The 23,934-nt window shown below is 68.4% G+C and carries 25 protein-coding genes and 2 pseudogenes; 21 read left to right on the forward strand and 6 right to left on the reverse strand.

Annotation, left to right across the window (positions count from 1 at the left end; genetic code table 11):
- Positions 1-115 precede the first annotated feature (115 nt).
- From A6302_RS12310 to A6302_RS12350, 9 genes are all read left to right on the forward strand, one after another.
- Complete coding sequence (locus tag A6302_RS12310; protein ID WP_141703719.1) at positions 116-526, forward strand: hypothetical protein; 411 nt, start codon at positions 116-118, stop codon at positions 524-526.
- Positions 527-605: 79 nt separating this feature from the next.
- The gene (locus tag A6302_RS12315; RefSeq protein WP_069307281.1) at positions 606-1,709 is read left to right on the forward strand and encodes a hypothetical protein; all 1,104 of its coding nucleotides are present in this window, start codon (positions 606-608) and stop codon (positions 1,707-1,709) included.
- Positions 1,706-2,152, forward strand: a complete 447-nt coding sequence (locus A6302_RS12320) for a hypothetical protein (protein ID WP_141703721.1) — start codon at positions 1,706-1,708, stop codon at positions 2,150-2,152. The genes A6302_RS12315 and A6302_RS12320 overlap by 4 nt, the downstream gene beginning before the upstream one ends.
- Entirely contained in the window at positions 2,131-4,230 is a 2,100-nt protein-coding gene (locus A6302_RS12325) for a hypothetical protein (protein WP_069307283.1), read from the forward strand. The genes A6302_RS12320 and A6302_RS12325 overlap by 22 nt, the downstream gene beginning before the upstream one ends.
- 52 nt (positions 4,231-4,282) lie before the next feature.
- Positions 4,283-5,065: a hypothetical protein gene (locus A6302_RS12330; RefSeq protein WP_069307284.1), complete on the forward strand. Its 783-nt coding sequence runs from the start codon at positions 4,283-4,285 to the stop codon at positions 5,063-5,065.
- A 34-nt stretch (positions 5,066-5,099) separates the two neighbouring features.
- The gene (locus tag A6302_RS12335) at positions 5,100-5,774 is read left to right on the forward strand and encodes a lysozyme family protein (protein ID WP_069307285.1); all 675 of its coding nucleotides are present in this window, start codon (positions 5,100-5,102) and stop codon (positions 5,772-5,774) included.
- Between the two features lie 13 nt (positions 5,775-5,787).
- Positions 5,788-6,000, forward strand: a complete 213-nt coding sequence (locus A6302_RS12340) for a Pam3-gp28 family putative phage holin (RefSeq protein WP_069307286.1) — start codon at positions 5,788-5,790, stop codon at positions 5,998-6,000.
- 108 nt (positions 6,001-6,108) lie between these two features.
- Positions 6,109-6,531 (forward strand): hypothetical protein, encoded by a 423-nt coding sequence (locus tag A6302_RS12345; protein WP_141703723.1) that lies wholly within the window; start codon positions 6,109-6,111, stop codon positions 6,529-6,531.
- A complete protein-coding gene (locus A6302_RS12350) occupies positions 6,528-6,734 on the forward strand; it encodes a hypothetical protein (RefSeq protein ID WP_069307288.1) in 207 nt (68 codons plus the stop codon). The genes A6302_RS12345 and A6302_RS12350 overlap by 4 nt, the downstream gene beginning before the upstream one ends.
- A gap of 101 nt (positions 6,735-6,835) precedes the next feature.
- Here A6302_RS12350 and A6302_RS12355 read toward each other — a convergent pair whose 3' ends face one another.
- From A6302_RS12355 to A6302_RS12370, 4 genes are all read right to left on the reverse strand, one after another.
- Positions 6,836-7,480, reverse strand: a complete 645-nt coding sequence (locus A6302_RS12355) for an SOS response-associated peptidase (protein ID WP_069307299.1) — start codon at positions 7,478-7,480, stop codon at positions 6,836-6,838.
- Positions 7,481-7,804: 324 nt separating this feature from the next.
- Positions 7,805-8,086: a hypothetical protein gene (locus A6302_RS12360; RefSeq protein ID WP_069307289.1), complete on the reverse strand. Its 282-nt coding sequence runs from the start codon at positions 8,084-8,086 to the stop codon at positions 7,805-7,807.
- Positions 8,087-8,093: 7 nt separating this feature from the next.
- A complete protein-coding gene (locus A6302_RS12365; RefSeq protein ID WP_069307290.1) occupies positions 8,094-8,333 on the reverse strand; it encodes a hypothetical protein in 240 nt (79 codons plus the stop codon).
- Positions 8,334-8,386: 53 nt separating this feature from the next.
- The gene (locus tag A6302_RS12370; protein ID WP_069307291.1) at positions 8,387-9,484 is read right to left on the reverse strand and encodes a site-specific integrase; all 1,098 of its coding nucleotides are present in this window, start codon (positions 9,482-9,484) and stop codon (positions 8,387-8,389) included.
- 96 nt (positions 9,485-9,580) lie between these two features.
- On the opposite strand from A6302_RS12370, the gene dusA reads away from it, so the two are divergent.
- The 6 genes from dusA to A6302_RS12400 all read left to right on the forward strand — a co-directional run bounded on the left by dusA (position 9,581) and on the right by A6302_RS12400 (position 15,662).
- A complete protein-coding gene (gene dusA / locus A6302_RS12375) occupies positions 9,581-10,627 on the forward strand; it encodes a tRNA dihydrouridine(20/20a) synthase DusA (protein WP_083255728.1) in 1,047 nt (348 codons plus the stop codon).
- Positions 10,628-10,763: 136 nt separating this feature from the next.
- Complete coding sequence (gene ndk / locus A6302_RS12380; protein WP_069307292.1) at positions 10,764-11,186, forward strand: nucleoside-diphosphate kinase; 423 nt, start codon at positions 10,764-10,766, stop codon at positions 11,184-11,186.
- A gap of 341 nt (positions 11,187-11,527) precedes the next feature.
- Positions 11,528-12,742, forward strand: coding sequence for an FAD-dependent oxidoreductase (locus tag A6302_RS12385; protein ID WP_069307293.1), 1,215 nt, complete (start codon positions 11,528-11,530; stop codon positions 12,740-12,742).
- A gap of 23 nt (positions 12,743-12,765) precedes the next feature.
- On the forward strand, positions 12,766-13,077 hold the full coding sequence (locus A6302_RS12390) for a hypothetical protein (RefSeq protein WP_069307301.1): 312 nt from the start codon (positions 12,766-12,768) through the stop codon (positions 13,075-13,077).
- Between the two features lie 30 nt (positions 13,078-13,107).
- Positions 13,108-15,195 carry a molybdopterin oxidoreductase family protein gene (locus A6302_RS12395; RefSeq protein ID WP_069307294.1) on the forward strand — a complete coding sequence of 696 codons (2,088 nt, stop codon included), beginning with the start codon at positions 13,108-13,110 and terminating at the stop codon, positions 15,193-15,195.
- Positions 15,196-15,329: 134 nt separating this feature from the next.
- On the forward strand, positions 15,330-15,662 hold the full coding sequence (locus A6302_RS12400; protein WP_069307295.1) for a hypothetical protein: 333 nt from the start codon (positions 15,330-15,332) through the stop codon (positions 15,660-15,662).
- 16 nt (positions 15,663-15,678) lie between these two features.
- On the opposite strand, the gene purN is transcribed toward A6302_RS12400, so the two are convergent.
- Both purN and purM read right to left on the reverse strand, forming a co-directional pair.
- The gene (purN, locus tag A6302_RS12405; RefSeq protein ID WP_069307302.1) at positions 15,679-16,341 is read right to left on the reverse strand and encodes a phosphoribosylglycinamide formyltransferase; all 663 of its coding nucleotides are present in this window, start codon (positions 16,339-16,341) and stop codon (positions 15,679-15,681) included.
- Between the two features lie 2 nt (positions 16,342-16,343).
- Positions 16,344-17,411, reverse strand: a complete 1,068-nt coding sequence (gene purM / locus A6302_RS12410; RefSeq protein WP_069307296.1) for a phosphoribosylformylglycinamidine cyclo-ligase — start codon at positions 17,409-17,411, stop codon at positions 16,344-16,346.
- Between the two features lie 192 nt (positions 17,412-17,603).
- Between purM and A6302_RS12415 the strand changes: the two genes are divergently transcribed.
- The 6 genes and pseudogenes from A6302_RS12415 (at position 17,604) to A6302_RS12435 (ending at position 23,799) form a co-directional block, all read left to right on the forward strand.
- The gene (locus A6302_RS12415) at positions 17,604-18,149 is read left to right on the forward strand and encodes a CDP-alcohol phosphatidyltransferase family protein (protein ID WP_069307297.1); all 546 of its coding nucleotides are present in this window, start codon (positions 17,604-17,606) and stop codon (positions 18,147-18,149) included.
- A gap of 81 nt (positions 18,150-18,230) precedes the next feature.
- Entirely contained in the window at positions 18,231-19,415 is a 1,185-nt protein-coding gene (locus A6302_RS12420) for an AI-2E family transporter (RefSeq protein ID WP_069307298.1), read from the forward strand.
- Positions 19,399-19,695 (forward strand): P-loop NTPase family protein, encoded by a 297-nt coding sequence (locus A6302_RS26175; RefSeq protein WP_425349162.1) that lies wholly within the window; start codon positions 19,399-19,401, stop codon positions 19,693-19,695. The genes A6302_RS12420 and A6302_RS26175 overlap by 17 nt, the downstream gene beginning before the upstream one ends.
- Positions 19,602-20,009, forward strand: a complete 408-nt coding sequence (locus tag A6302_RS26180) for an HdaA/DnaA family protein (protein WP_425349163.1) — start codon at positions 19,602-19,604, stop codon at positions 20,007-20,009. Before A6302_RS26175 ends, A6302_RS26180 begins: the two co-directional genes overlap by 94 nt.
- Positions 20,010-20,122: 113 nt before the next feature.
- Positions 20,123-22,290: pseudogene (locus A6302_RS12430) on the forward strand (RNA degradosome polyphosphate kinase).
- A 7-nt stretch (positions 22,291-22,297) separates the two neighbouring features.
- Positions 22,298-23,799 (forward strand): annotated as a pseudogene (locus tag A6302_RS12435) (Ppx/GppA phosphatase family protein).
- Positions 23,800-23,934: the final 135 nt, after the last annotated feature.

Below are 23,934 nucleotides of genomic sequence, written 5' to 3' on the forward strand. Positions count from 1 at the left end.
GTGGCGGCACCGGCGCGACGAGCGCGCGGGGCGCGGCGGAGGCGCTCGGGGTGTGGCGGGTGGTCGGCTGGTCCGAGGGCGCGGCGTCGCGCACACCGGCACGACGGCGCAGACGGTGATCGACCGCGTCACGGTTCCCGGCGGCGCGATGGGGCCGAACGGCGCGCTGCGGATCTCGGCGCTGTGGCAATACACAGACAGCGCCACCAACAAGATCCTGCGCGCGCGGACGGCCGCTGCCGGGGGTGACGGCCTGACAGGGCACACGGTCGCCGAGGTGACGGTCTCGACGACGCGGACCTTCATCGACACGCGGATCTGGCGCAACCAGAATTCGCAGAGCGTGCAGGCCGGCTTCCGGGCGGCTGCCACGAATGCCATCGCGGGCACCGCGACCACGGATTACGCGACCGGGGCGCAGGACACGAGCGTCGATTTCGACGTGGTGTTCACTGCGGAACTCGCGAGCGGTTCGGCCAACGCGCAGCTGGTCTGGTGGATGGTCGAAGTCTTCCACGGCGCCTGACGCCCCGCCTTTCTCCCGCCTTTCCCTCTCCCTCCTCCTGCCGGCAACGGCGGGCCGCATCCCCATGGAGCACCGCCCGATGGCGACCACCCCCGGCGAACAGACCGACGACATCACCCAGTCGAGCAGCATCGACGAACTGATCGGCAACCGCGCCGCGGTGGGCACGGTGCGGGTGTCGATCGACGCGGTGGCGTCGCAGCTGCTCGCCGACGGGCCGATCGCCGACGCGATCGGCATGCTGCAGGCCGGTTACGACTACAACGAGGCCCTGCGCGAGGATCTGCCGTCGGCGAGCGGGCTGGCGGTCGGCCTGCTCGCCCGGGTGTTCGACGACGGCGCCGACACCGGGGTGTGGCGGGTGACGGCGGGCACGCCGAACACGTGGGTGCGGATCGGTGATCTGCCGGAGGCGGATCTGGCGGTGCTGGATGTGCGGCTGGACGCGATCGAGGACGCGGCGGCCGACGAGACGACGGCGCGGACGGCGGCGGACACAGCGATTGATGCGGCGATCGACGCGGTGGCGGGGGATCTGGCGACCGAGACGACGGCGCGCGCTGCGGCCGACACGGCGCTCGATGCGGCGATCGACGCGGTGGCCGGGGATCTGGCGACGGAGACGACGGCACGGACGGCGGCCGACACGGCGCTCGACGCCGCGATCGACGCGGTGGCCGAGGATCTGGCGACCGAGGCGACGGCCCGTGCTGCGGCCGACACGGCGCTCAATGCCGCGTTTGACGCCGGGCTCACCGCGCTCGCCGCCGATGTCGACGTGGTTGATGCGCTGTACGCCGACCTGATCGGCAACGCGGCGCATCGGCCGGGGGATGCGCCCTCGCTGTGGTCGACCGCGCACACGGGCGCGGCGCGAAGCCGGCCGGCGCTGGCGATCGGCGAGGTTGTGGTCAGCAGCCCCCTCGGCTCGGCGCTGCGGATCAGTGGCGCGGACATCCCGGACGACGTCGCTACGTCGACGTGGCGCCGAGGATCGATTTTGCGGTGGAGGACGGGCGGACCTACCGGGTGCGTGGGCGGCTGGCGCGCGGCATCGATCCGGCCGACCCGCTCGGCAACGGCGTCGAGATCTGGCTGCAGACGCTCAACCGCAACAAGGCGCACGTTTCCACCGTCCGGCTCGGCCAGACCTTGTCGCCGCTCGTTACCGATCAGGTGGTGACCTTCGATTTCCTGATCGGCAAGGCGGGCGCCCTCGGCGATCTCGACTACGAAATCCCGACCACGGTGCGCTACGTGGTGCCCTTCTTCCGCCCCTACGGCGGTGCGGGCGCGACCGACCTCGGCGACCTGTGGATCTACGACGCGCAGCTGGTGCAGACCGAGGCCGACGTGACTGCGCTGCAGGAGGCGGTCGCGGGCATCGTCAGCGGGGCGACGCCGGTGGCGGCGGCCGGGCGGTGGGCGGAGGCGATCACGGTCACCCTTGAGGGCGGCGTGACCGGCGAGGTGAGTTTCGACGGCTCCGGTCCGGTCACGGCTGAAGTTGAGGTGCCGCCGGACGGGCACATTCACGAGATCGACCAGGTGGACGGGCTGATCGAGATCCTCGAGGCCAAGGCCTCGGCGGCGGGTCTCGCGAGGTGGTCGACAAGCTTGGCCTGACTGACGTGTTGGGTGGCATCTTCGACCGGCTGCGGCGGGCGGAGCGGTTTGCAGCCGAGATTGAAGACAAGCTGCTGCGCGACATCAGCGTGCCGTGGGCGATCTTCGGGCCGGACGGGCGGGCGGCGATCCTCGTCGGGGCGGACGGGCTGCCCGGCTTCGGCGCGGCGAACATCCTGCAGGGTGAGGATGCCGGGTTCACGACGACCGGGCACCGGCTGCTGCAACCGTCGTTCATCGACGCCGACGGCCGGGTGATCTTCGGCATCGCCGACACCGGCAAGATCCTGATGCAGCGCGACAGCGAGGTCGCCGGCGAGGACCTGCTCGCCGAGGGCGGGTACATCGGCGGCATCGCCGATGCCGACGGCCGGCTGATGATCGGGGTGCGGCCGGACGGGCGCGTGGGCCTGACCCGCGATACCGAGACGCGCGGCGATGATCTTCTCGCCGAAGGCGGCTACATCGGCGGCATAACGGATGCCGATGACCGGGTGCTGCTCGGCGTGCGCCCGGATGGCCGGGTCGGGTTCCTCCGCGACAGCGAGCTTTCCGGCGAGGATGTGCTTGCCGAAGGTGGCTACATCGGCGGGATTGCCGACGCGGACAACCGGCTGATGATCCGCTTCCGGGCGGACGGCAGCGTCGGCCTGACGCTGGATGACGCGACGCTCGCGACCATCGGCGCGGGCGGGTATCTGACGCCCGACGACATCCTCGGCGAGAGCCGAGACATCCTCGGCCCGGTGGTGATCAACAGCATCGGCACCAGGCGGTGGATGGCCTACGAGACGCTCGGCGGGGAGACGAGGCTCTACGACTACCTCCAGCGCGCGGATCTCTTGTCGACGACGATCATCTCCTCGACGGCCGGGCCGATCGCGGGCGTGCTGGCGATCGGGCAGAGCACCGCCCACGGCGGCGGCCTGTCGGCCCTCGACGAGGAGGACATGGTCCACACGACCAGCAACCCGCGCCCCTACGACGTGCTGTCGCTGATCAATACGGCACGGCCCGACGATACGATCCGGCTTCCCGGCGGCGTCTCGGTCTCGGCCTCGACGCTGACCGACGTGGAGCCGGCGAGCGAAGTGGCGGCCTCCGGGCACGGAGAGACCGGCATGGTCGCCTACGGCGTCTATCGGCTGTCGCTCAACCCGGATTTCGGCGTCGGCCGCGAGACGATCATCGTCGGGACGGCGGCCAAATCCGGCGCGATGATTTCGGAACTGGACGAAGGCACCGAGCCGTTCAACAACGGGGTCGCCTTCGTCACCGCGGCGCGCCGGATTGCGCTCGAGGGCTTCGCGCGGGAATTCACGCTGAACGCCTTCGTCTGTGTTCATGGCGAGGCGGCGCGGCAGGACGGACAGACGGCCGCCTCCTACGTGTCGCAGGCGACGGCGTGGTTCGCGGACCTGCGGGCGGCGGTCATGGCCGAGTTGCGCGACGATCATCCGGTGATCCCGATCCTGATGTCGCAGCTTTCGGCGGCCTCCGACGGCGTCTATTCGGACATTCCGCTGGCGCAGGAGACGCTCGTCGAGACACTCGACGACGTCTACTTCTCGCACCCGAATTACTTCTCCGAGCACGTGCCGGACGATCAGGTCCACGACCTGCCGATCTGGTACGCGATCAAGAAGGAATACTTCGCGCGCGCCGAGCGGGTGATCACCACCGGCGGCACCTGGGCCGATCTGCACGTGCCGTCCGGCGGCGTCAGCGTCGTCGGGTCGGTGGTCACCCTGAGCTACACCGGCGGCGACGAGGTGATCGGCGATCTGGTGGCGACCACCGACGTGCCGGCCGCGACCGACTACGGCTTCACGTTTGTGCCTGTCGGCAGCACCACGATCTCCTCCGTCACCGTGAACGGACCGGCGCGCACCGTGATCGTTACGCTCTCCGCCCCGCCGGTCACCGGCGACAAACTGCGCTACGCGCTCGAAGGCCCCGGCGCGGTGGACCGGGCGGGCGCCTGGGGGCAGATCACCGACAGCCACCCCGGCATGTCGATCGCCGACCCGACCTGGCGGATGCGCAACTACGCGCGCTCGCAGGAATGGACCTTCTGACGGCAGGCCGCCGCCAACATCAACTGACTGACGACGGAAAAGGACGACGACCATGGGTTTCGGATGGAAACTGCCCGGCGTGAGCACCGGCAACACCGACCTGCCGCTGCTGGTGGACTACCGGGCGGAACTGCTCGCGATCGCCTCGCTGGTGGCCTGGCACGAGCCGCGCACCCGCGTGACGCTGGTGGACGGCGACGACCGCGTGACGCGGATCAACAACCTCGTCGACAGCACCGACGGGGAATGGTGGAAGCCGCAGACCGAGGGCTCGGCGCTGACGCCGCTGGTGGTGGCCAATGTGCTGAACAGCCAGCCGGTGATCCGGTTTGTCGATGGCCGGCCGGACGCGCTCGACTACAACGGCACGATCCCGACCGGCAGCACGGCGAAGCAGACCCGGGCGATCCTCGTGAATGCCGCGGTGACCGGCGTCAACCAGGGCCTGCTCGCTTCTTCCACGGCGACCGGGCGCTCGCAGCTTTACCTCAACACCGACGGCAAGGCGGTGGCGGCGATCGACGGGGTGGTGACGGCCGTGTCCGCAGAGACGGTGACCGGTGACTGGGCGCTGGTGTTCTTCCAGCACGACGCGGTGGCCAACACGGTGTCGGTGCGCGTCAACGACGGCACCGTCGTCAGCAGCAGCGGCACCGCCGACGTCACGAACAACGAGATGTTCATGGGGGCGACCAATGCCAACGGCGGTTCGCCGCTCGACGGCGACGTGGCCGCCATGTGGCTGTTCGACGACGCGGTGATTTCCAACGCCGACGTGGTCGACCTGTTGCTCGGCTACTGCAGCGCCAAGTTCGGGCTGTCGCTCGCGGCCTGACGCGCGGCGCGGCAACATCAGGAGACCCCTCGACATGGACAAGACCATCCCCGCCGCTGCGGCGATCCTTCTCGACTTCATCGGCGAGACCGAAACCGGCGAGGCGGGCCGAGCCGGCTACGACGTCATCTACGCCCATCAGCAGGGCAGGTTGCCCAAACCGATCACGTCGATGACGATCGCCGAGTTGCAGGGCCATCAGGCGTCGGGGTGGCCGGCCAAGTCCACGGCATCGGGCCGCTACCAGTTCATGCGGGCGACGCTGGCCGAGCTGCGCAAGGAGCTTGCGCTTCGGGACAGCCAGATCTTCGATCCCGACCTGCAGGACCGGCTCGGCTACCACCTGCTGATCCGGCGCGGCTACCGCGATTTCGTGGGCGGACGCATGAGCCGGACGGAGTTCGGCGCCCGGCTGGCCATGGAATGGGCGTCGTTCCCGGTGCTGGCTGATCGCAAGGGCTCCAATCGGCAGGTCGCGCGCGGCCAGAGCTACTATGCCGGTGACGGTCTCAACAAGGCGCTGGTCCATCCGTCCGCGGTTGAGGCGGTGCTCGACCGGGTGCTCGCCGCGGCAGCGGCCCCGTCACCCGCGCCCGTGCAGCCGCCGGCCGCGCCGCCGGACGTCGAGCCGATCGACAACCCGCCGCCGGCGCCGACCGGTCTTCTCGCCTTCCTCGCCCGCATCTTCAGCGGGCTTTTTCGTGCCTGAAAGGAACACCGCCATGACCTCTCAACCCGTCTGGCTGGGGCTGCTGCGCTATGCCCTCGTCATCGCTGGCAGCTATCTGACCGGTGCCGGCTATCTTTCGACCGAGGAACTCGACACGCTCACCGGTGCCGCCGAGACGATCGGCGGCGCGCTGCTCGTGGCCGGCCCGCCGGTCTGGTACGCCGTCGAGGCGATGATCAAGCGGCGGCGCGCGAAGCGTTCGTGACCCTGCCCGGCGCCCCCGCGCCGGCCTGACGAGACCGAGGCCCGGCGGCACCTGCCGCCGATCCGCTGCATGACAGCCGGGCTGCCGGCGACCAGCGAGGACACGCGCGTGAGCGACGACGGACACCCGAACATGCACAAACCCACGTGGCGATACGAGTTCAATCTCAACAGCGTGATCCTGACCGTGACCTTCCTTGCCGGCGTCGCCGGCTGGGGGGTGATGTACGAGCAGATCCGCGGCGCTCTGAAGGTGCACGACGACGCGATCACGGCGCTGCGCACCGACGTCGCCGCGCTCGAGGCGGCCGACCGGCTGGCCGAACCGCAGGTGGCGGACCTGCGCTGGCGGGTGACCGCCCTCGAGGCTGCGGCGAAGTCCGTGAGCGAGCTGCAGCGCGAGCTGGCGAAGGCGCAGCAGGATATGGAGCGCACCATCGGCGCTCTCGCGTCCGACGTGCGAGTGACGCGGGAGGTGGTCCAGCGGATCGACCGGCAGTTGGGCGACGAGCCTGCGCGGGCGAAACGATGAAGCGCGAGCCGGCCGGCCGGCGCAAGCTCGGCGAGGCTGCGCGCCTCTCCTGCGACGGCGCCACCGTGCGCCTGAAGATCGACCCCGGCCGGGTGGTGTTGACGACGGATGGCGGGGTGGACCTGGAGCTCAGCCGGGGCGAGGTGCTGACGGTGGTGGAGGTGGCGGCGACGCTGGCGCGGGGGAGGGTGCTGGCGGGGTGATGCCGGGAGGCTGGCCCTGCGCCGATAACACTTGACGCGGCAATGCGTTGAGGCGATGCCAATCCGCCCCGGTGCAGCGATGCGCCGGGGCTTTCTGCGTTTCAGATGTCCACGTTCTGGCCTGACGCGACAATCTCGATCGCATCATCCGGCAATGGGCGCTGGAGCGCCTTCGCCTCCCGCCAGTCCGCCCGCATCCAGACATCCATCTCCTCGGCCGTCGTGAGGATCACAGGCATCGCCTTCGGGTGGACGGGCGCCACGACCGCATTCGGTTCGGTGGTCAGGAAGCCGTAGACGTCGGCCGTCACCTCGCCCTCCTTCACCTTTCGAACGCTGGTCCACTCCGTCCAGAGCCCGGCGAAGACCATCAGCGGGCGATCCTCGCCGCCCGCAAACCAGACGGGTTTGTGGGTCTTCGGGGCGTTCTCCGAAAAGCTCGTGAACGGCACCAGGCAGCGGTGATCCGGCTTCAGCCAGCGGCGCCAGTGCGGGCTCGTCGTGTTGCGGATGTTGGTGATGCCGGGATCGCGGTTCTTGCCCTTGAGCGCGAAGGTCGGGGAGGGCATGCCCCAGCGCGCCATGACCAGTTCACGCTCGCCGTCCTCCCCGGTGCGCACGATCGGCGCCGCATAGTCCGGATAGATGCCCGGCATGGGCGGTAGGTTTCCGGTCCGGTCGCGCATCGTCCGTGTGAACTCGAGGATGGCCTGCTGGCCTTTTGTCAGGCTGTAGAGATTGCACACGTCACTCGCCCTCGGCCGGGGCGCGAGATAGCCGGCGGCGACCAGCTGCGCGCGGACCAGATCCACGGCGGCATCCTCGACGAGGGGAGGGGCGTCAAGGCCTGCGACGTAACGCACGAGGGCGGCGGCGACGTCGTCGGGTAGGGTGATGGTCATGTTGTGATCTCCCAGATGATGCGGGCGCCGATCAGCAGCCACGCGGCGATGATCGCCCATGTCCACCAACGCGGCGGGTCATCGGATGGGTCGCGGTCACGGCCGTGCATGGTGCCTCCTGGCCGGATCGTTGCGCGGGGCGGGTGTGTTGTCCAGCCGGTGCGTTCGTCAGCGTTCGCGCGTCGGCGGTGGCCGCACGGTCGGTGTTGCGTGAAAGGTCGATCCGGGAAGCAATGTGATGCTGATGGCGGCGCCGTACCGATCCCGGCCGTCGCCCTTGCGTCCGCATGCGCCGCAGCGCAGTCGCGGTCCGATCTCCGGCAGCCCTGCCGGAGCGTCCATGCCGATGACGCGGCCGACGCGATCGAGGTCGACCTCGCCGTCGTGACCGCACGGGCAATAAGCGAAGATGCGATCACCGGCGAGGATGTGGTCGGCGATGGTGGCCACGGTGCCCTCAGAACGTGATCTCGGGAACCTCGCCGAGCGTCGCGACCAGGCGCGGCTCGCCGTAGATCTGGGCCTGCACGTCTTCATCCTGCGCGATGACGAACGCGCCGACCGCACGCAGCATCATGCCATCGGCGATTCTGCGCGCCTCGGCCTCGGTGCTTGCCCGGCGGGTCTCGCCAGGGGTCAGCGCGTTGCGTCTGCCGCGGCGGATCGGTGTGACGAGGTAGGACGTGGTCAGCGACATGGGTGGCCTCTTCGCGTTCGGGTGTTTCTATTTTGTTCTTCTCGTCACAAGAGTCAATCCGCCTCCGGACGGTGCGGCGCGATGCGCGTCAGCCAGTGCCATCCTGCCCATTTGTCGCCTGTCTGGCGCAGGTGGGTGTAGCGCTGGAGGCTGCTCCAAGATCTGTGGCCAGACACGGCTGCGACCCTCGGGATCGACAGCCCCATCTCGAAAAGCCGGGAAACGCCTTCGTGGCGCAGATCGTGGAAATGCAGATCCTCGATGCCGGCCACCTTGCACGCGCGGGTGAATGCCGCGCTGATCGCGTCGGTGCTGTAGGGGTAGATAAGATCGCCCTCGCGAGGCTGGCTCCGGATGATGGCGAGTGCCTCCGTCGGCAGGTCGCACCACAGGTCGTTGCCGCGCTTTTGACCGGGGTGCTTCATGTCACGCACGAGGATGCGGCTTCCGGCCTCGTCGAGATCTGCCCAAGCGAGGCGGGTGATCTCTTCCTGTCGCCGGGTCGAGAACAGCGCGAAGGCAACGAGGGCATGCATCGGCGCGGCCGTCGGAGCGCGGGCCGACCGATCGGCGAAATGGGTCATCAGCCGGTCCAGCTCGTCGAGGGCAGGGCGTCGCTCGCGCTTGAGGGACTTGCTGGTCATGCCCAGCTTGCGCATCACGATCCGGGCGTCGTCCATGGCGCCCTTGTCGAGCGGGTAGCCCCACGCCGGCCGGGCGATCGCGAAGATTGCGCCGAGGTGAGACAGGTAGTTGCCGACTGTCTGCGGCTGCATTCGCGTGCCGAGCGCGCGGGCAAGATCGACGATGTCGGGGCTGCGGATCTCTTCGCAGGGCCGGCCGGCGATGTCCTCGGCCTTGAGGCTCTTGAGCACCTGGGTTTTGGTCCGGCCGATGCGGTTGCCCGTCTCAGCCAGATAGCGGTCGATCGCGTCGCCCAGTGTCGGATTGCGCTTGTCTCGCTGCGCAGCCTCGATGCCGCCCGGGGCGGCAAGTTCCTTCTCACGCTTGCGCATCCACGCGGCGGCAGCCGGGCGTCGATCGAAGGTTCGGGATTCCCGGTGCACAATTCTGCCGTCGCGCATGAGCGAGATCTGTGCGAGATAGGCGGGTGGCCCCTTCTTGCGTGGCCGCTCGATGATGGTGCCCATGGATTTACAACATGCCTTCGGAGTTTCCGACATTTGTTGTAATCAACATCGGAAATGGGCGTCAACGGGATTGAATGAGACAGGAACAGGCGCGCTATGGGCGGTAAGAAAGGCCAAGAAGCGGGGATTTCAGCCCACTACGGCAACCACCGCTTCGCCATCGCCCCGATGATGGACTGGACTGACCGACATTGTCGGGCGTTCCATCGCCATCTTACGCGCGAGGCGCTGCTCTATACCGAGATGGTGACGACCGGCGCCGTGCTGCATGGCGATCGCGAGCGGCTGCTCGGCTTCTCGGACCTGGAGCATCCCGTCGCGCTGCAGCTTGGTGGCAGCGAGCCGGGCGATCTGGCGCGGAGCGCGCGGATCGGGGCCGACTATGGCTATGGCGAGATCAACCTCAATGTCGGCTGTCCGTCCGACCGGGTGCAGTCCGGCCGCTTCGGGGCGTGCCTGATGCAGGAGCCGGCGCTGGTGGCCGACTGTGTCGCGGCGATGAAGGCGGCGGTTTCGGTGCCCGTGACGGTGAAATGCCGGATCGGCGTCGACGAACAGGATCCGGAAGAGGCGCTGGACCGGCTGGCCGACGCCCTCGTGGCTGCCGGAGTGGATGCGCTCTGGGTCCATGCCCGCAAGGCCTGGTTGAAGGGCCTTTCGCCGCGCGAGAACCGCGACGTGCCGCCGCTCGACTATGATCGGGTCTACCGGCTGAAGGCGCGGCTGCCGGACCTGTTCATCGGCATCAACGGCGGCATCGCCGACCTCGACGCCGCCGAGGCGCATCTTGCCCATGTGGACGGGGTGATGCTCGGCCGCGCCGCCTACCAGTCGCCGTTCCTGCTCTGCGCCGTCGATCGCCGGATCTATGGAACGGCGGAGGCGGATGTCGATCCGGTCGACGCCGTGCGCGCGCTGGTGCCCTATATCGAGGCGCACATGGCCCGGGGCGGGCGGCTGCGCCACGTGGTGCGGCACATGCTCGGCCTGTTCCACGGCCGGCCGGGCGCGCGGGCGTGGCGGCGGATCCTGACGGAAGGGTCGGTGGCCGAGGATGCGGGCATCGAGCTTCTGGAGCGCGCGCTGGCGGCGGTGACCGAGCCTGCAGTGGTTGGGCGCGAGGTTCGCGCCGCGGCGGAGTGAGCCGGGCGGGGCTGCAAATCCTGCCGCCATTCCCGCCCCGGCGCCTTGCGGCCCTTTGTGCCGCCCGCTATACAGCCGCCAAGAATTTCATTGCCTCCCGTCCGATCCGGACCAGACCTTCAGGGAACTTTTCGACATGGCCATCGAGCGTACCTTCTCCATGATCAAGCCGGACGCCACCGGCCGCAACCTCACCGGCAAGATCATCGCCAAGCTGGAAGACGCCGGCCTGCGCGTCGTCGCCTCCAAGCGCATCCACATGAGCCTTGCCCAGGCCCAGGCCTTCTACGCCGTGCACAAGGCGCGCCCGTTCTACGGCGAACTCTGCGAGCAGATGTCGGCCGGCCCGGTGGTCGTGCAGGTTCTGGAAGGCGAGAACGCCATCCTGAAGAACCGCGAAGTGATGGGCGCCACCAACCCGGCCAATGCCGCCGAGGGCACCATCCGCAAGGAGTTCGCCCTGTCGATCGGCGAGAACTCGGTCCACGGTTCCGATGCCCCCGAGACGGCGGCCGAAGAAATCGCCTTCTGGTTCGCGGGTATCGAACTGGTCGGCTGACCGGCCCGACGCGAACAATCGCGAAAGACTTTGAAAGGCGGCCGAAAGGCCGCCTTTTGCATGTCCGCACGTTGCCGTCGGGTGCCGGTTGCAAGCCTGCGGCTTTGCGCTTCTAATGCCATAGGTCACCCGGGATGAGCCTCGGGTTGTCATCCCCGGCGAGCCGAGCGAAGCTCGGGGAGGGAAGGGGATCCAGAAGGCAGTTCTGTATTCGACGCTGGCTTCTGGATTCCCTTCCCCGCGCCGCTGCGCGCCGCGGCCGGGAATGACAATTCATCAACCTGCTGCATGTGGCCGTTGACGAAGTCCCTTTGCGATCTGGCAAGCCGGAGGATCGGGGCATGGGCGAGGGGATCGACGACATCCGCACCGGCTGCGTGATCGCCGGCGGCGGGCCGGCGGGCATGATGCTCGGCCTGCTGCTCGCCCGGAAGGGCGTCGAGGTGATCGTGCTGGAAAAGCACGCCGATTTCCTGCGCGACTTTCGCGGCGACACGATCCATCCCTCGACGCTGGAGGTGATGAAGCAGCTCGGGCTGCTGGAGGACTTCCTGAAGCGCCCCCACCAGAAGGTGGCGCGGCTCAGCGCCTTCTTCGGCGAGACCGAGGTGCCGTTTGCCGACTTCTCGCATCTGAAGGTCGCCTGTCCCTATGTCGCGATGATGCCGCAGTGGGAGTTTCTCGACTTCCTCGCCGATGCCGGCCGGCGCCATCCGAGTTTCCGGGTGATGATGCAGGCGAAGGCGGAGAGCGTGGTGGAGGAGCGGGGCCGCGTCGTCGGCATCCACGCAACCACGGCCGACGGGCCCGTGTTCATCCGCGCCGATCTCGTGGTGGCCGCCGATGGCCGGCATTCGACATTGCGCGCCGCCGCCGGCCTTGTTCCGCGTGAGCTCGGCGCGCCGATCGACGCCCTGTGGCTGCGCCTGCCGCGGCTGCCGAGCGATCCGGACGATACCTTCGGCCGCTTCTCCAAGGGCCGGATGCTGGTGATGATCAACCGGCAGGACTACTGGCAATGCGCCTACCTGATCCCGAAGGGTGGATATGCGGCGGTGAAGACGGCCGGGATCGAGGCGTTCCGGGCCGCCCTTGCCGAAGTGGCGCCCTTCGTTGCCGACCGGACGAAGGTGATCACCGACTGGAAGGACGTCAGCCTGCTGACCATCACCGTCAACCGGCTCGAGACGTGGCACCGGCCGGGCTTTCTGGCCATCGGCGACGCGGCCCACGCCATGTCGCCGGTCGGCGGCGTCGGGGTCAATCTGGCGGTCCAGGATGCGGTCGCGAGTGCCAACATCCTCGCCGAACCGCTCCTGTCCGGCTTCGTCGGCAACGGGGATCTCGCCGCGCTCCAGCGGCGAAGGCTGTTTCCGACCCGCGTCACCCAGCGCCTGCAGGTGCTGGCCCAGAAGGCGCTGTTCGGCAAGGTGTTTGCGCCGGATGCGGAGACCAGCGTGCCGCCGCCGCTGCGCCTCTTCCGGAGATTCCCGGTCCTCAGGCGCATCCCGGCCCGCATCGTCGGCATCGGCGTGCGGCCGGAGCATGTGCGCTGACAATGGAAGGGCAAGGCCGGCTCATGAAGAACGTGATGATCGTGGACGGTGCCGAGAACTGCGCCTACGACCTTTACGAGCTTTCCGACGAGGACTTCGCCGTCATCTTTCCCGGTGACGGGCAGGACATCCAGTTCGTTGACGAACTCGACGGCATGGCCTCGGCGGACGCGATCCTGGCGGGCATGTGGACACGTCCGGTCGCAAAGAAAAAAGCGAGCGGAATTCACGGCATCCTGTTCTATGAGTTGTCGGGTAAGAAGGAATACTATCCGAACCGCAGGGACAGCGATCTCGATTTCAAGGGTCGCCCATTCTCGATAGAATCGATCTGACCTGAGGCAGGTGCCGGAGACGACGTCGCCATGAACAAGCCGCTCGATCCTCGCATCGGCCATTCCGTCTGTCCGCATGACTGTCCGTCGACCTGCGCGCTCGATGTCGAGCTCACCGCCGATGGCCGGGTAGGGCGGCTGCGCGGGGCGACCGACAACGCCTACACGGCCGGCGTGATCTGCGCCAAGGTCGCGCGCTATTCCGAGCGGATCGAGCATGCGCGGCGGCTGACGGTGCCGCTGATCCGCCAGGGCGCCAAGGGCTCCGGCGACTTCGTCACCGCCTCGTGGGACGCGGCGCTCGATCTGGTCGCCGAGAAGTTTCTCGAGGCGGAAGCGCGCTTCGGGGCCGAGAGCGTCTGGCCCTACTACTACGCCGGCACCATGGGCCTCGTGCAGCGCGACGGCATCCACCGCCTGCGCCACGCCAAGGGCTATTCCCGCCAGTTCGACACGATCTGCACCAACGCGGCCTGGACCGGCTACATCGCCGGCACCGGCAAGCTCGCCGGGCCCGATCCGCGCGAGATGGCGCTGGCCGACTGCGTGGTGATCTGGGGCACCAATGCGGTGGCGACGCAGGTCAACGTCATGACCCACGCCATCCGGGCGCGGAAGACGCGCGGGGCGAAGATCGTCGCGATCGACGTCTACGAGACCGAGACCGTGCGCCAGGCCGACATGGGCCTCGTGCTGCGCCCCGGCACCGACGCTGCGCTCGCTTGCGCGGTGATGCATGTGGCCTTCCGCGACGGCCATGCCGACCGCGCCTATCTCGCCCGCTACGCCGACTGCCCGGATGATCTGGAGGCGCATCTTGCCACCCGCACCCCCGAATGGGCGGCAGCGGTCACCGGCCTTTCGGTGGCGGAGATCGAGGCCTTCGCCCGTCTCGTCGGCACCACGCCGCGGACCTTCTTCCGCCTCGGCTACGGCTTCACCCGCCAGCGCAACGGCACGGTGTCGATGCATGCGGCGGCCTCGGTCGCGACCGTGCTCGGCTCCTGGCAGCATGAGGGCGGCGGCGCCTTCCACAACAACGGCGCGATCTACACGCTCAACAAGATGATGATCGAGGGGACCGACATCCCCGGCCGGATGACCCGCAACCTCGACCAGTCGAAGATCGGCCGGATCCTCACCGGCGACGCGGAGGCGCTGCACCACGGCCCGCGGGTGGCCGCGATGCTGGTCCAGAACACCAATCCGGTGTCGGTGGCGCCCGAGCAGAGCCTTGTTCGGGAAGGATTTGCCCGCGATGACCTGTTCGTCTGCGTCCACGAGCAGTTCATGACCGAGACGGCGGCGATGGCCGATGTGGTGCTGCCGGCGACGATGTTCCTGGAGCATGACGACATCTACAAGGGCGGCGGCCACCAGTATCTGCTGTTCGGGGGAAAGCTCGTCGAGGCGCCGGGCGAGGCGCGCGAGAACCATTACGTGCATGTGGAGCTTGCGCGGCGGCTCGGCGCGGAGCATCCGGGCTTTGCGATGAGCCCGCGCGAGCATGTGGACTGGCTGCTGCGCCATTCCGGCTTCGGCACGCTGGCCGAACTGGAAGCCGGGCGCTGGCGCGACTGCCAGCCGGCGTTCCGCACCGCCCATTATCTCGACGGCTTTGCCTATCCGGACGGAAAATTCCGCTTCCGCCCCGACTGGGCCAACGTCAAGGCGCCGAACGACGGACCGATGGGGCCGTGGGAAGACATGCCGTCGCTGCCGGACTACTGGCCGGTGATCGAGGAGGCCGACACGGCCCATCCGTTCCGGCTCGTCACCGCGCCGGCGCGCTCCTTCCTCAACTCCACCTTCACGGAGACGGCCGGCTCGGTGAAGAAGGAGGGGCGGCCGGAGGTGATGATCCACCCGGAGGACGCGGCCCTGCACGGCATAGACGACGGCGCGCTGGTGGAGATGGGCAACGGGCGGGGCAGGGTGAGCCTGCACGCGCGGCACTTTTCCGGCCTGAAGCGCGGCGTCGTCATTGCCGAGGGCATCTGGCCGAACGGGGCGCATGACGACGGCACGGGCATCAACGCGCTGACCGGCGCCGACAGCATCGCGCCCTTCGGCGGTGCCGCCTTCCACGACAACAAGGTGTGGTTGCGGCCGGTGTGACCTGCATACACCTTCGTTGCGCAAACGCGAATGGAACGCCGCGGTGCGACATCCGGGCATTGCCTCAAGCGGCCGAGCATGGCATGCCTTTGCCGATTCAGCCCCCTGGCCACGCCCTCAACGCCTTGCGAGACATGATGATCCGCCTTTCCCGTCTGCTGGTGCCCGCCCTCGTTCTCCTCGCCGCCTGCAACACGACGACGCCCGGCGGCGCCCCGGCCGGCGTGAGGGACGGCGAGACGCTGACGAAGGCGATGATGGAGCGAAAGCTGCTCGACAGCTGCGTCTATCGCCAGTTCAACGTGGTCGAGAAGCGGAACCGGATGGTGGAAGACTGCCGCTGCGCCGCGCGCTCGGCCATCCGCGAGCTTCCCGAGGGCAGCTACATCGTGCCGCGCAGCGGCCAGCTGACCGGCCAGCAGGATCTGGCGGTGCGCAACGGCATCGCCGCCTGCTTCAAGGCGTAAAGATCTTGCCGGCGGCTCAGCCCGCCGGCCAGATCACCGGATCAGGCGCTTCGCCCGTGCCGTCCACCACCACCGTCTCGTCGACGATCCGCGTCCGCCCCTCGGCCACGAGGCGCAGCGCCAGCGGATAGATTTGGTGCTCGACGCCCAGCACGCGGGCCGCGAGGCTGTCGGCCGTGTCGGCGGCCAGCACCGGCACGGCGCCCTGGACGATGATCGGACCCTCGTCCATGCCGAAGCGGACGAAGTGGACCGTGGCGCCGTGAAAGCGCACGCCGGCCTCGATCGCGCGCTGATGGGTGTGCAGGCCCTTGAACAGCGGCAGCAGGGCGGGGTGGATGTTGATCATCCGGTCGCGCCAGCGGTTGACGAAGCCTTCGGTCAGAAGCCGCATGAAGCCGGCAAGGCAGACGAAGTCCACGCCGTGGGCGGCGAGCGCCGCATCGAGCGCCGCGTCGAAGCTTGCGCGGTCGGCATGGGCCTTGTGATCGACCACCTCGGTGGCGATGCCCGCGGCCTCTGCCTTGGCAAGACCGCCGGCGTCGGGGCGGTTCGAGATCACCACCGCGATCTCGGCCGGAAAAACTTCAGGTGCCGCCGCCGCAATCAGGGCGGCCATGTTGCTGCCGCCGCCGGAAATCAGGATGCCGACCCGCAGGCGGCGGCCGTCCGCGGCCATCGTCACAGCGCCAGCGCGCCGGAGAAGTGGGTGCGCGGGCCTTCCGGATCGGCTTCCAGCGCGCCGAGGCGCACGACGGTCTCGCCCTCGGCGGTCAGAACCTCTGCCACCCTGTCGGCGTCGTCGGCGGCAACGACGATCACCATGCCGATCCCGCAGTTGAAGGTGCGCACCATTTCGCTCTCGGCGATGCCGCCGGCCTTCGCCAGCCAGCCGAAGACGGGGAGGGCAGGCACCGCCGACAGGTCGACGCGCACGGACACGCCGGCCGGCAGCACGCGCGGAATGTTGTCGACGAAGCCGCCGCCGGTGATGTGGGCGAGCGCCTTGATGCCCGACGTCGCCTTGAGCGCCGCGAGCAGCGACTTCACGTAGATGCGGGTCGGCTCCAGCAGCGCCGCGCCGAGGCTCGTCTCGGGCGCGAAGGGCGCGGGATCGCCGTAGGCGAGGCCTTCGCGCTCGACGATGCGGCGCACCAGCGAGAAGCCGTTGGAATGAACGCCCGAGGAAGCAAGGCCGAGCAGCACGTCGCCGGGGCCGACGTCCGCGCGCGGCAGCAGGGTGCCGCGCTCGGCCGCGCCGACCGCAAAGCCGGCAAGGTCGTAGTCGCCATCGGCATACATGCCGGGCATCTCGGCGGTCTCGCCGCCGATCAGCGCGCAGCCGGCAATGCGGCAGCCTTCGGCGATGCCGGCGACGACGGCGGTGGCGGTGTCGACCGACAGCTTTCCGGTGGCGAAGTAGTCGAGGAAGAACAGGGGCTCGGCGCCCTGCACCACGAGGTCGTTGACCGACATGGCAACGAGATCGATGCCGACGGTGTCGTGGAGATCGGCCTCGATGGCGACGCGCAGCTTGGTGCCGACGCCGTCGTTGGCCGCGACCAGCACCGGATCCTTGAAGCCGGCCGCGCGCGGATCGAACACCCCGCCGAAGCCGCCGATGTCGGCGTCTGCCCCGGAGCGGCGCGTCGCCTTGACCAGCGGCTTGATCCGCTCGACGAGCAGGTTGCCGGCGTCGATGTCCACGCCCGCGTCGCGGTAGGTGAGGCCGTTGCGCTCGTCGGTCATCCTGGCGTGCTCTCCGGGTGAAACTCTCGTGTGATCTGCGGCAGAAACCAGCAATCGCCGGATTTGACAAGTCGAAAGGCGACGGTGCCGCCAGCCGGCGGGGGAAAAGCCAGCGCGCGCCGTCGGCGGGGGCTTTGCAAGGGGGCATGGCGGGGCCACATACCACGAGAACCATTTCATCAGGTGCCGCGTTTGACCATTCCGAACATCATCGCGCTCCTGCGCCTCGTGGCCGTCCCCTTCGTCATCCTGCTGATGATCGAGGATCGTATGGATCTCGCGTTCCTGCTGTTCGTGGCGGCCGGGATCTCGGACGCGGTCGACGGCATCATCGCCCGGCATTTCGACCAGATGAGCGAGCTCGGCGCCTATCTCGACCCGATCGCGGACAAGGCGCTGCTGATGTCGATCTACGGCACGCTCGGCTATCTCGGCGTCATTCCGGCCTGGCTGGTGGTGCTGGTGTTCAGCCGCGACGTGCTGATCGTCGGCGGGGTGGTGCTGTCGTGGATCGTCGGACGGCCGGTAGCGATCGAGCCGCTGATGATTTCAAAGGCCAACACGGCGGCGCAGATCGCGGTCGCGGCGCTGGTGCTGGCCGTTCTTGCCTTCGACTGGGACGTGCCGGTGCTCGTCGCCCTCGGCACGGTGGTGGTTGCCGTCTTGACGATCACGTCGGCCGGGGCCTACCTCGTTTCCTGGGCACGGCACATGGGCGAGCCGGCCGGACGCGAGTGAGCGGCAGACCTGTCGCAGACCGTGATCACCCCTGGTTTCACCGACAGTCCTGACATCGATCCCATCTGGAGACCGGCCGGCGTGACGCTCAGAAACAAGTTCCTCTTCTGGATCGCCGCGGCCTGCGGCCTGATCCTGTTCCTCTTTCTGTTCTCAGGCATCCTGCTGCCGTTCGTCGGCGGCATGGCGGTGGCCTATCTGCTCGACCCGGTCGCCGACCGGCTGGAGCGGCTGGGCCTGTCGCGCCTGTTCGCGACCCTGGTGATCGTGCTGCTGTTCCTGCTCGTGATCGTGCTGATGTTCGTGCTGGTGGTGCCGCTGCTGGCCAACCAGATCAGCGCCGCGATCGCCGCCTTTCCCGCGTTTCTCACCTGGCTCCAGACCTTCGTGGTCGAGCGGGCCGGTCCGCGCATCGCCGACACGTTCAACATCTCGCAGGACCAGTTGCGCTCGTCGATCGGATCGGTGCTCAACGGCGCCAGCGAATGGCTGACCGACATCGCCTCGTCGCTGCTGACCGGCGGCCAGATGCTGATGTCGCTGGTGTCGGCGCTGGTGATCACGCCGGTCGTCGCCTTCTATCTCCTGCTCGACTGGGACCGCATGGTTGCCAAGGTCGACGCGCTGCTGCCGCGCGACCATCAGGACACCATCCGCCGTCTCGCCCGCGAGATGGACCAGGGCGTGTCCGACTTCGTGCGCGGCCAGGTTTCGGTCTGCATCCTGCTCGGCATCTTCTATGCAACGGCGCTGGTGATCGTCGGGCTGAACTTCGGCTTCCTGATCGGCATCGCCATCGGCCTGATCAGCTTCATTCCCTATATCGGGGCGGCGCTCGGCGGCGTGGTGGCGATCGGCGTCGCCATCTTCCAGTTCTGGCCGGAGTGGACGATGGTCGCGATCGTCGTCGGCATCTTCGCGGTCGGCCAGTTCATCGAGGGCAACGTGCTGCAGCCGAAACTGATCGGCTCCAGCGTCGGCCTCCACCCGGTCTGGCTGATGTTCGCGCTGTTCGCCTTCGGCGCCCTGTTCGGCTTCGTCGGCATGCTGATCGCGGTGCCGGCCTCCACGGCCGTCGCGGTGCTGATCCGCTTCGGCCTGACCAAATATCTGGAAAGCCCCCTCTATTCCGGCCGCGCCTCGACTCGGTGCCGACCGACCCCAACAAGGGCCGCGGCCTGCGATGAAGACGACCCGGCAGATCCCGATCCCGCTGGTTCATCCCGATGCCTTCGGCCGGGAGGATTTCGTGGTCGGCCCCGCTAACGCCACCGCGCTCGCCGGCCTCGTCTCCTGGCCCGAATGGCCGGGGCCGGTGACGCTGCTGCTGGGACCGGCGGGGTCGGGCAAGTCGCATCTGGCCGCGATCTTCGCCGAACATGCCGGGGCGCGGCGGTTTGCGGCGGCCGATCTTGCCGGTCTCGACCCGCTGGCGCTCGCCATGCGCCGGTGGTGGTCGAGGACGCCGACGATCCGGGGCTCGACCAGACCGCGCTGTTCCACCTCATCAACGCCGTGCGCGAGCGGGGCGGCCATCTGCTGCTGACGGCGCGCCGGGAGCCGGGCGACTGGCCGGTGAGCCTGCCGGACCTTGCCTCGCGGCTGCGGGCGGCCCGGCCGCTGCGGCTCGGCCCCCCCGACGACGACCTGCTCGCGCGGCTGCTGGTGAAGCTCTTCGCCGACCGGCAGATCGAGGTGGAGCGCAACGTCGTCGACTATCTCACCGCGCGGATCGAACGCTCCTTCGATGCGGCCAACCGCATCGTCGACGACCTCGACCGTGCCTCGCTCGCTCTCGGGCGACGGGTCACGCGGGCGCTGGCCGCCCGGCTTGTCGGTGAAACTTCGGAGAATCCCTGATAGTCTCGTCGAACCTTCACATTGCCGCGCTAGATTGCGCCGCCGAAGTGATTTTCAGGGGACAGATTATGGAATTGCCCGAGGCCGCGACGCACGAGGAAACAGGCGCGAAGATGGTCGAGACGGCCACAACGCCGCCGACCGCCGATCTCCTGCACTCGCCCGAGCGCTTCATCAACCGGGAGCTCTCCTGGCTCGGCTTCAACCGCCGCGTCCTCGAGGAATCGGACAATCCCAACCACCCGCTGCTGGAGCGGCTGCGCTTCCTGTCGATCTCGGCGAACAATCTCGACGAGTTCTTCATGGTGCGCGTCGCCGGCCTCAAGGGCCAGATGCGCGAGGGGATCACCACGCTCAGCGACGACGGGCTGTCCCCGGCCGGCCAGCTCGATCGCATCTCCCATGCGGCCTCCGACCTTGCGGCCGCGCAGCAGAGCCAGTGGGTGGCCCTGCGTGCCGACCTGGCCGCCAAGGACATCCTGATCGTGGTGCCGTCGGACCTGACGAAGTCCGAGCTCGAGTGGATCGACGACTATTTCCTTGCGGCCGTCTTCCCGGTGCTGACGCCGCTCGCGATCGACCCGGCGCATCCCTTCCCGTTCATTCCCAATCTCGGCTTCTCGCTGGCGCTGGAGCTGGAGCGGGTCCGCGACGGCGAGCGGATGAACGCGCTGATCCGCATGGCCTCGAAGATCGAGCGCTTCGTGCGCCTGCCCGACCGGGCCGAAGAGCCCGGTGTCGCGCGCTTCATGATCATCGAGCAGCTCGTCAGCCAGTTCATCTCGCGCCTCTTCCCCGGCTACAAGGTGCTCGGCAAGGGCGCCTTCCGCGTGGTCCGCGACAGCGACCTCGAAGTGGAGGAAGAGGCCGAGGATCTCGTCCGCCTGTTCGAGAGCGCGCTGAAGCGTCGCCGCCGCGGATCGGTGATCCGTCTGGAATTCGAATCCTCGACGCCGGTGGCCCTGCGCAACTTCGTCGCCAGCGCGCTCGGCACCGCGACCGACGAGATGTTCCTCGTCAACGGCGCGCTCGCGCTCAACGAGCTCAGCCAGCTCGTCGGCATGGACCGGCCGGACCTCAAGTTCGTGCCCTATGCGGCGCGCTCGCCCGAGCGGGTGCGCGAGCATGGCGGCGACTGCTTCGCCGCGATCCGCCAGAAGGATCTGGTGATCCATCACCCCTACGAATCCTTCGACGTGGTCGTGCAGTACCTGCGGCAGGCGGCGCTCGATCCGGATGTGGTCGCCATCAAGCAGACGCTCTACCGCACCTCCAACGACAGCCCGATCGTGCGGGCGCTGGTCGAGGCCGCCGAGGCCGGCAAGTCGGTGACGGCGCTGGTCGAGCTCAAGGCGCGATTCGACGAGGAAGCCAACATCCGCTGGGCGCGCGACCTGGAGCGGGCCGGCGTGCAGGTGGTGTTCGGCTTCATCGAGCTGAAGACCCACGCCAAGCTGTCGATGGTGGTTCGCCGCGAGCCGCAGGGTCTTGCGACCTACTGCCATATCGGCACCGGCAATTACCACCCGATCACGGCGCGGATCTACACGGACCTCTCCTTCTTCACCGCCGACAAGACCATCGGTCACGACGTCGCGCGGATCTCAACTACATCACCGGCTATGCCGAGCCGCAGAAGCTGTCGGCCATCGGCCTGTCGCCGCTGACCCTGCGCCAGACGATCATCTCCAACATCGAGGCGGAGATCGAGCATCTCAACGCCGGGCGCCCGGGCCAGATCTGGCTGAAGATGAACTCGCTCGTCGATCCACAGATTATCGATGCCCTCTACAAGGCCAGCCGGGCCGGGGTGCAGATCGACATCGTGGTACGCGGAATCTGCTGTCTCCGGCCGGGAGTCCCGGGGCTTTCGGAGAATATCCGGGTCAAGTCGATCGTCGGCCGCTTCCTCGAGCACAGCCGCATCTACTGTTTCGGCAACGGCCACGGGCTTCCCTCGGATCGCGCGAGGGTCTACATCGGTTCGGCGGACCTGATGCCTCGAAACCTCGACCGGCGCGTCGAGGCCATCGTTCCGCTGACGACCCAGTCCGTCCACGAGCAGGTTCTCGACCAGATCATGGTCGCCAACATGCGGGACAACCAGCAGAGCTGGCGTTTGCTGTCGGACGGGAGTCACGAGCGTATCGTCGTGGAAGAGGGCGAGGAACCGTTCAACGCCCACCAGTATTTCATGACGAACCCGTCATTGTCAGGTCGTGGACAGTCTCTTGAAACCGATTCTCCCAAGCCGATCCTACGTCGCAACCGGCGCTCTTGACGGCAACATGGCTCCCGGACGCCTGTCCGGACGGGGGCCGATCGCCGTCATCGACATTGGCTCCAACTCCGTCCGTCTCGTCATCTACGAACGTCTCTGCCGCGCGCCGACCGTCCTCTTCAACGAGAAGACGCTCGCCGGTCTGGGGCGCGGCGTCGGCAAGACCGGACGCCTCGCCGAGGACACGGTGGCCGAGGCGCTGGTCTCGATCCGCCGCTTCCGGTTCCTCGCCGACATCGAGGGCTGCGTCGAGATCCACATCCTCGCCACCGCCGCCGTGCGCGACGCCAGCAACGGCGCCGACTTCATCGCCGCGGTCGAGGAGATCTGCGGTGCGAAGCTCCAGCTGCTGTCGGGCGCGACGAGGCACGGCTGTCCGCCCTCGGCGTCGCCTCCGGCTTCGTGAAGCCGACCGGCATCGTCGGCGACCTTGGCGGCGGCAGCCTCGAACTCGTCCAGCTCGACGCGGGCGAGGTCGGCGCCGGCCGCACCTTCCCGCTCGGCGGCATCCGTCTGGAGGAGGCGGCCGAGGGCTCGATCCGCAAGGCCGAGAAGATCGTGGCCGAAAGCCTCGCCGATGCGGCCGCGAGCATGCCCTGCGCCGGCCACCCGTTCTACGCGGTCGGCGGCACGTGGCGCTCGCTGGCGCGGCTGCACATGTTCGAGATCGGCTATCCGCTGCATGTGATGCACGCCTACGAGATCGACGCCGAGGAGGCGCTCGAATTCGCGCGGATCGTCGCGCGGCGCGATCCGGCCAGCATCGACCAGATCGGTGTCGTCTCCAAGTCGCGCCGGGCGCTGCTGCCCTTCGGCGCGCTGGTGCTCGAGCAGGTGATGCGGACGATCCAGCCGTCGAAGGTGGTGATCTCGGCACTCGGCGTGCGCGAAGGCCATCTGTTCGACCTCCTTTCCGCCGAGGAGCGGATGGAGGATCCGCTGATCGAGGCGGCCGCCGAACTCGCCTATCTGCGCTCGCGCTCGCCGCGCCATGCGGAGGAGCTGATCGGCTGGTCGGCCCAGGCATTCGCCGCCCTCGGCATTGCCGAGAGCGCGGAGGAGAAGCGGCTGCGCGCCGCCGCCTGCCTCGTCTCCGACCTCGGCTGGCGCGCCCATCCGGACTATCGCGGCGAGCAGAGCCTGAACCTGATCGCCCACGGCGCCTTCATCGGCATCGACCACCCCGGCCGGGCCTATCTGGCGCTGTCCAACTACTTCCGCCATGTCGGCATCGTCGACGAGGCCCTGAGCCCGCGCATCCGCGAGCTGGCCAGCACCCGGATGAAGGAACGCGCCCGCACGCTCGGCGCCGTGCTGCGGCTCGCCTACATGCTGTCGGCCTCGATGCCGGGCATCGTGCCGCAGACGCGGGTGGAGTCGGACGGCGAGCGCCTGCTGCTGGTGATCCCGAAGACCCTCGCCAGCCTCGACGCCGACCGGGTGCGCAAGCGCCTCGTCCAGCTCGCCAAGCTCGGCGGGTTGCGGGACGGGCTGATCGTGACGGAGTGATATGATTTGGCCATTGGAGATGGTCGCATACAGACTGGCGAAGCGGGGCTGCGAACCGTAAGGAGTGATATCGCGCGAACACTTGGAATCTCTGAGAACAAGGTGCAGATCTCGGCAATTAGATCGGGCGGTGTT

Source organism: Methylobrevis pamukkalensis (genome assembly GCF_001720135.1).
GTDB lineage: Bacteria > Pseudomonadota > Alphaproteobacteria > Rhizobiales > Pleomorphomonadaceae > Methylobrevis > Methylobrevis pamukkalensis.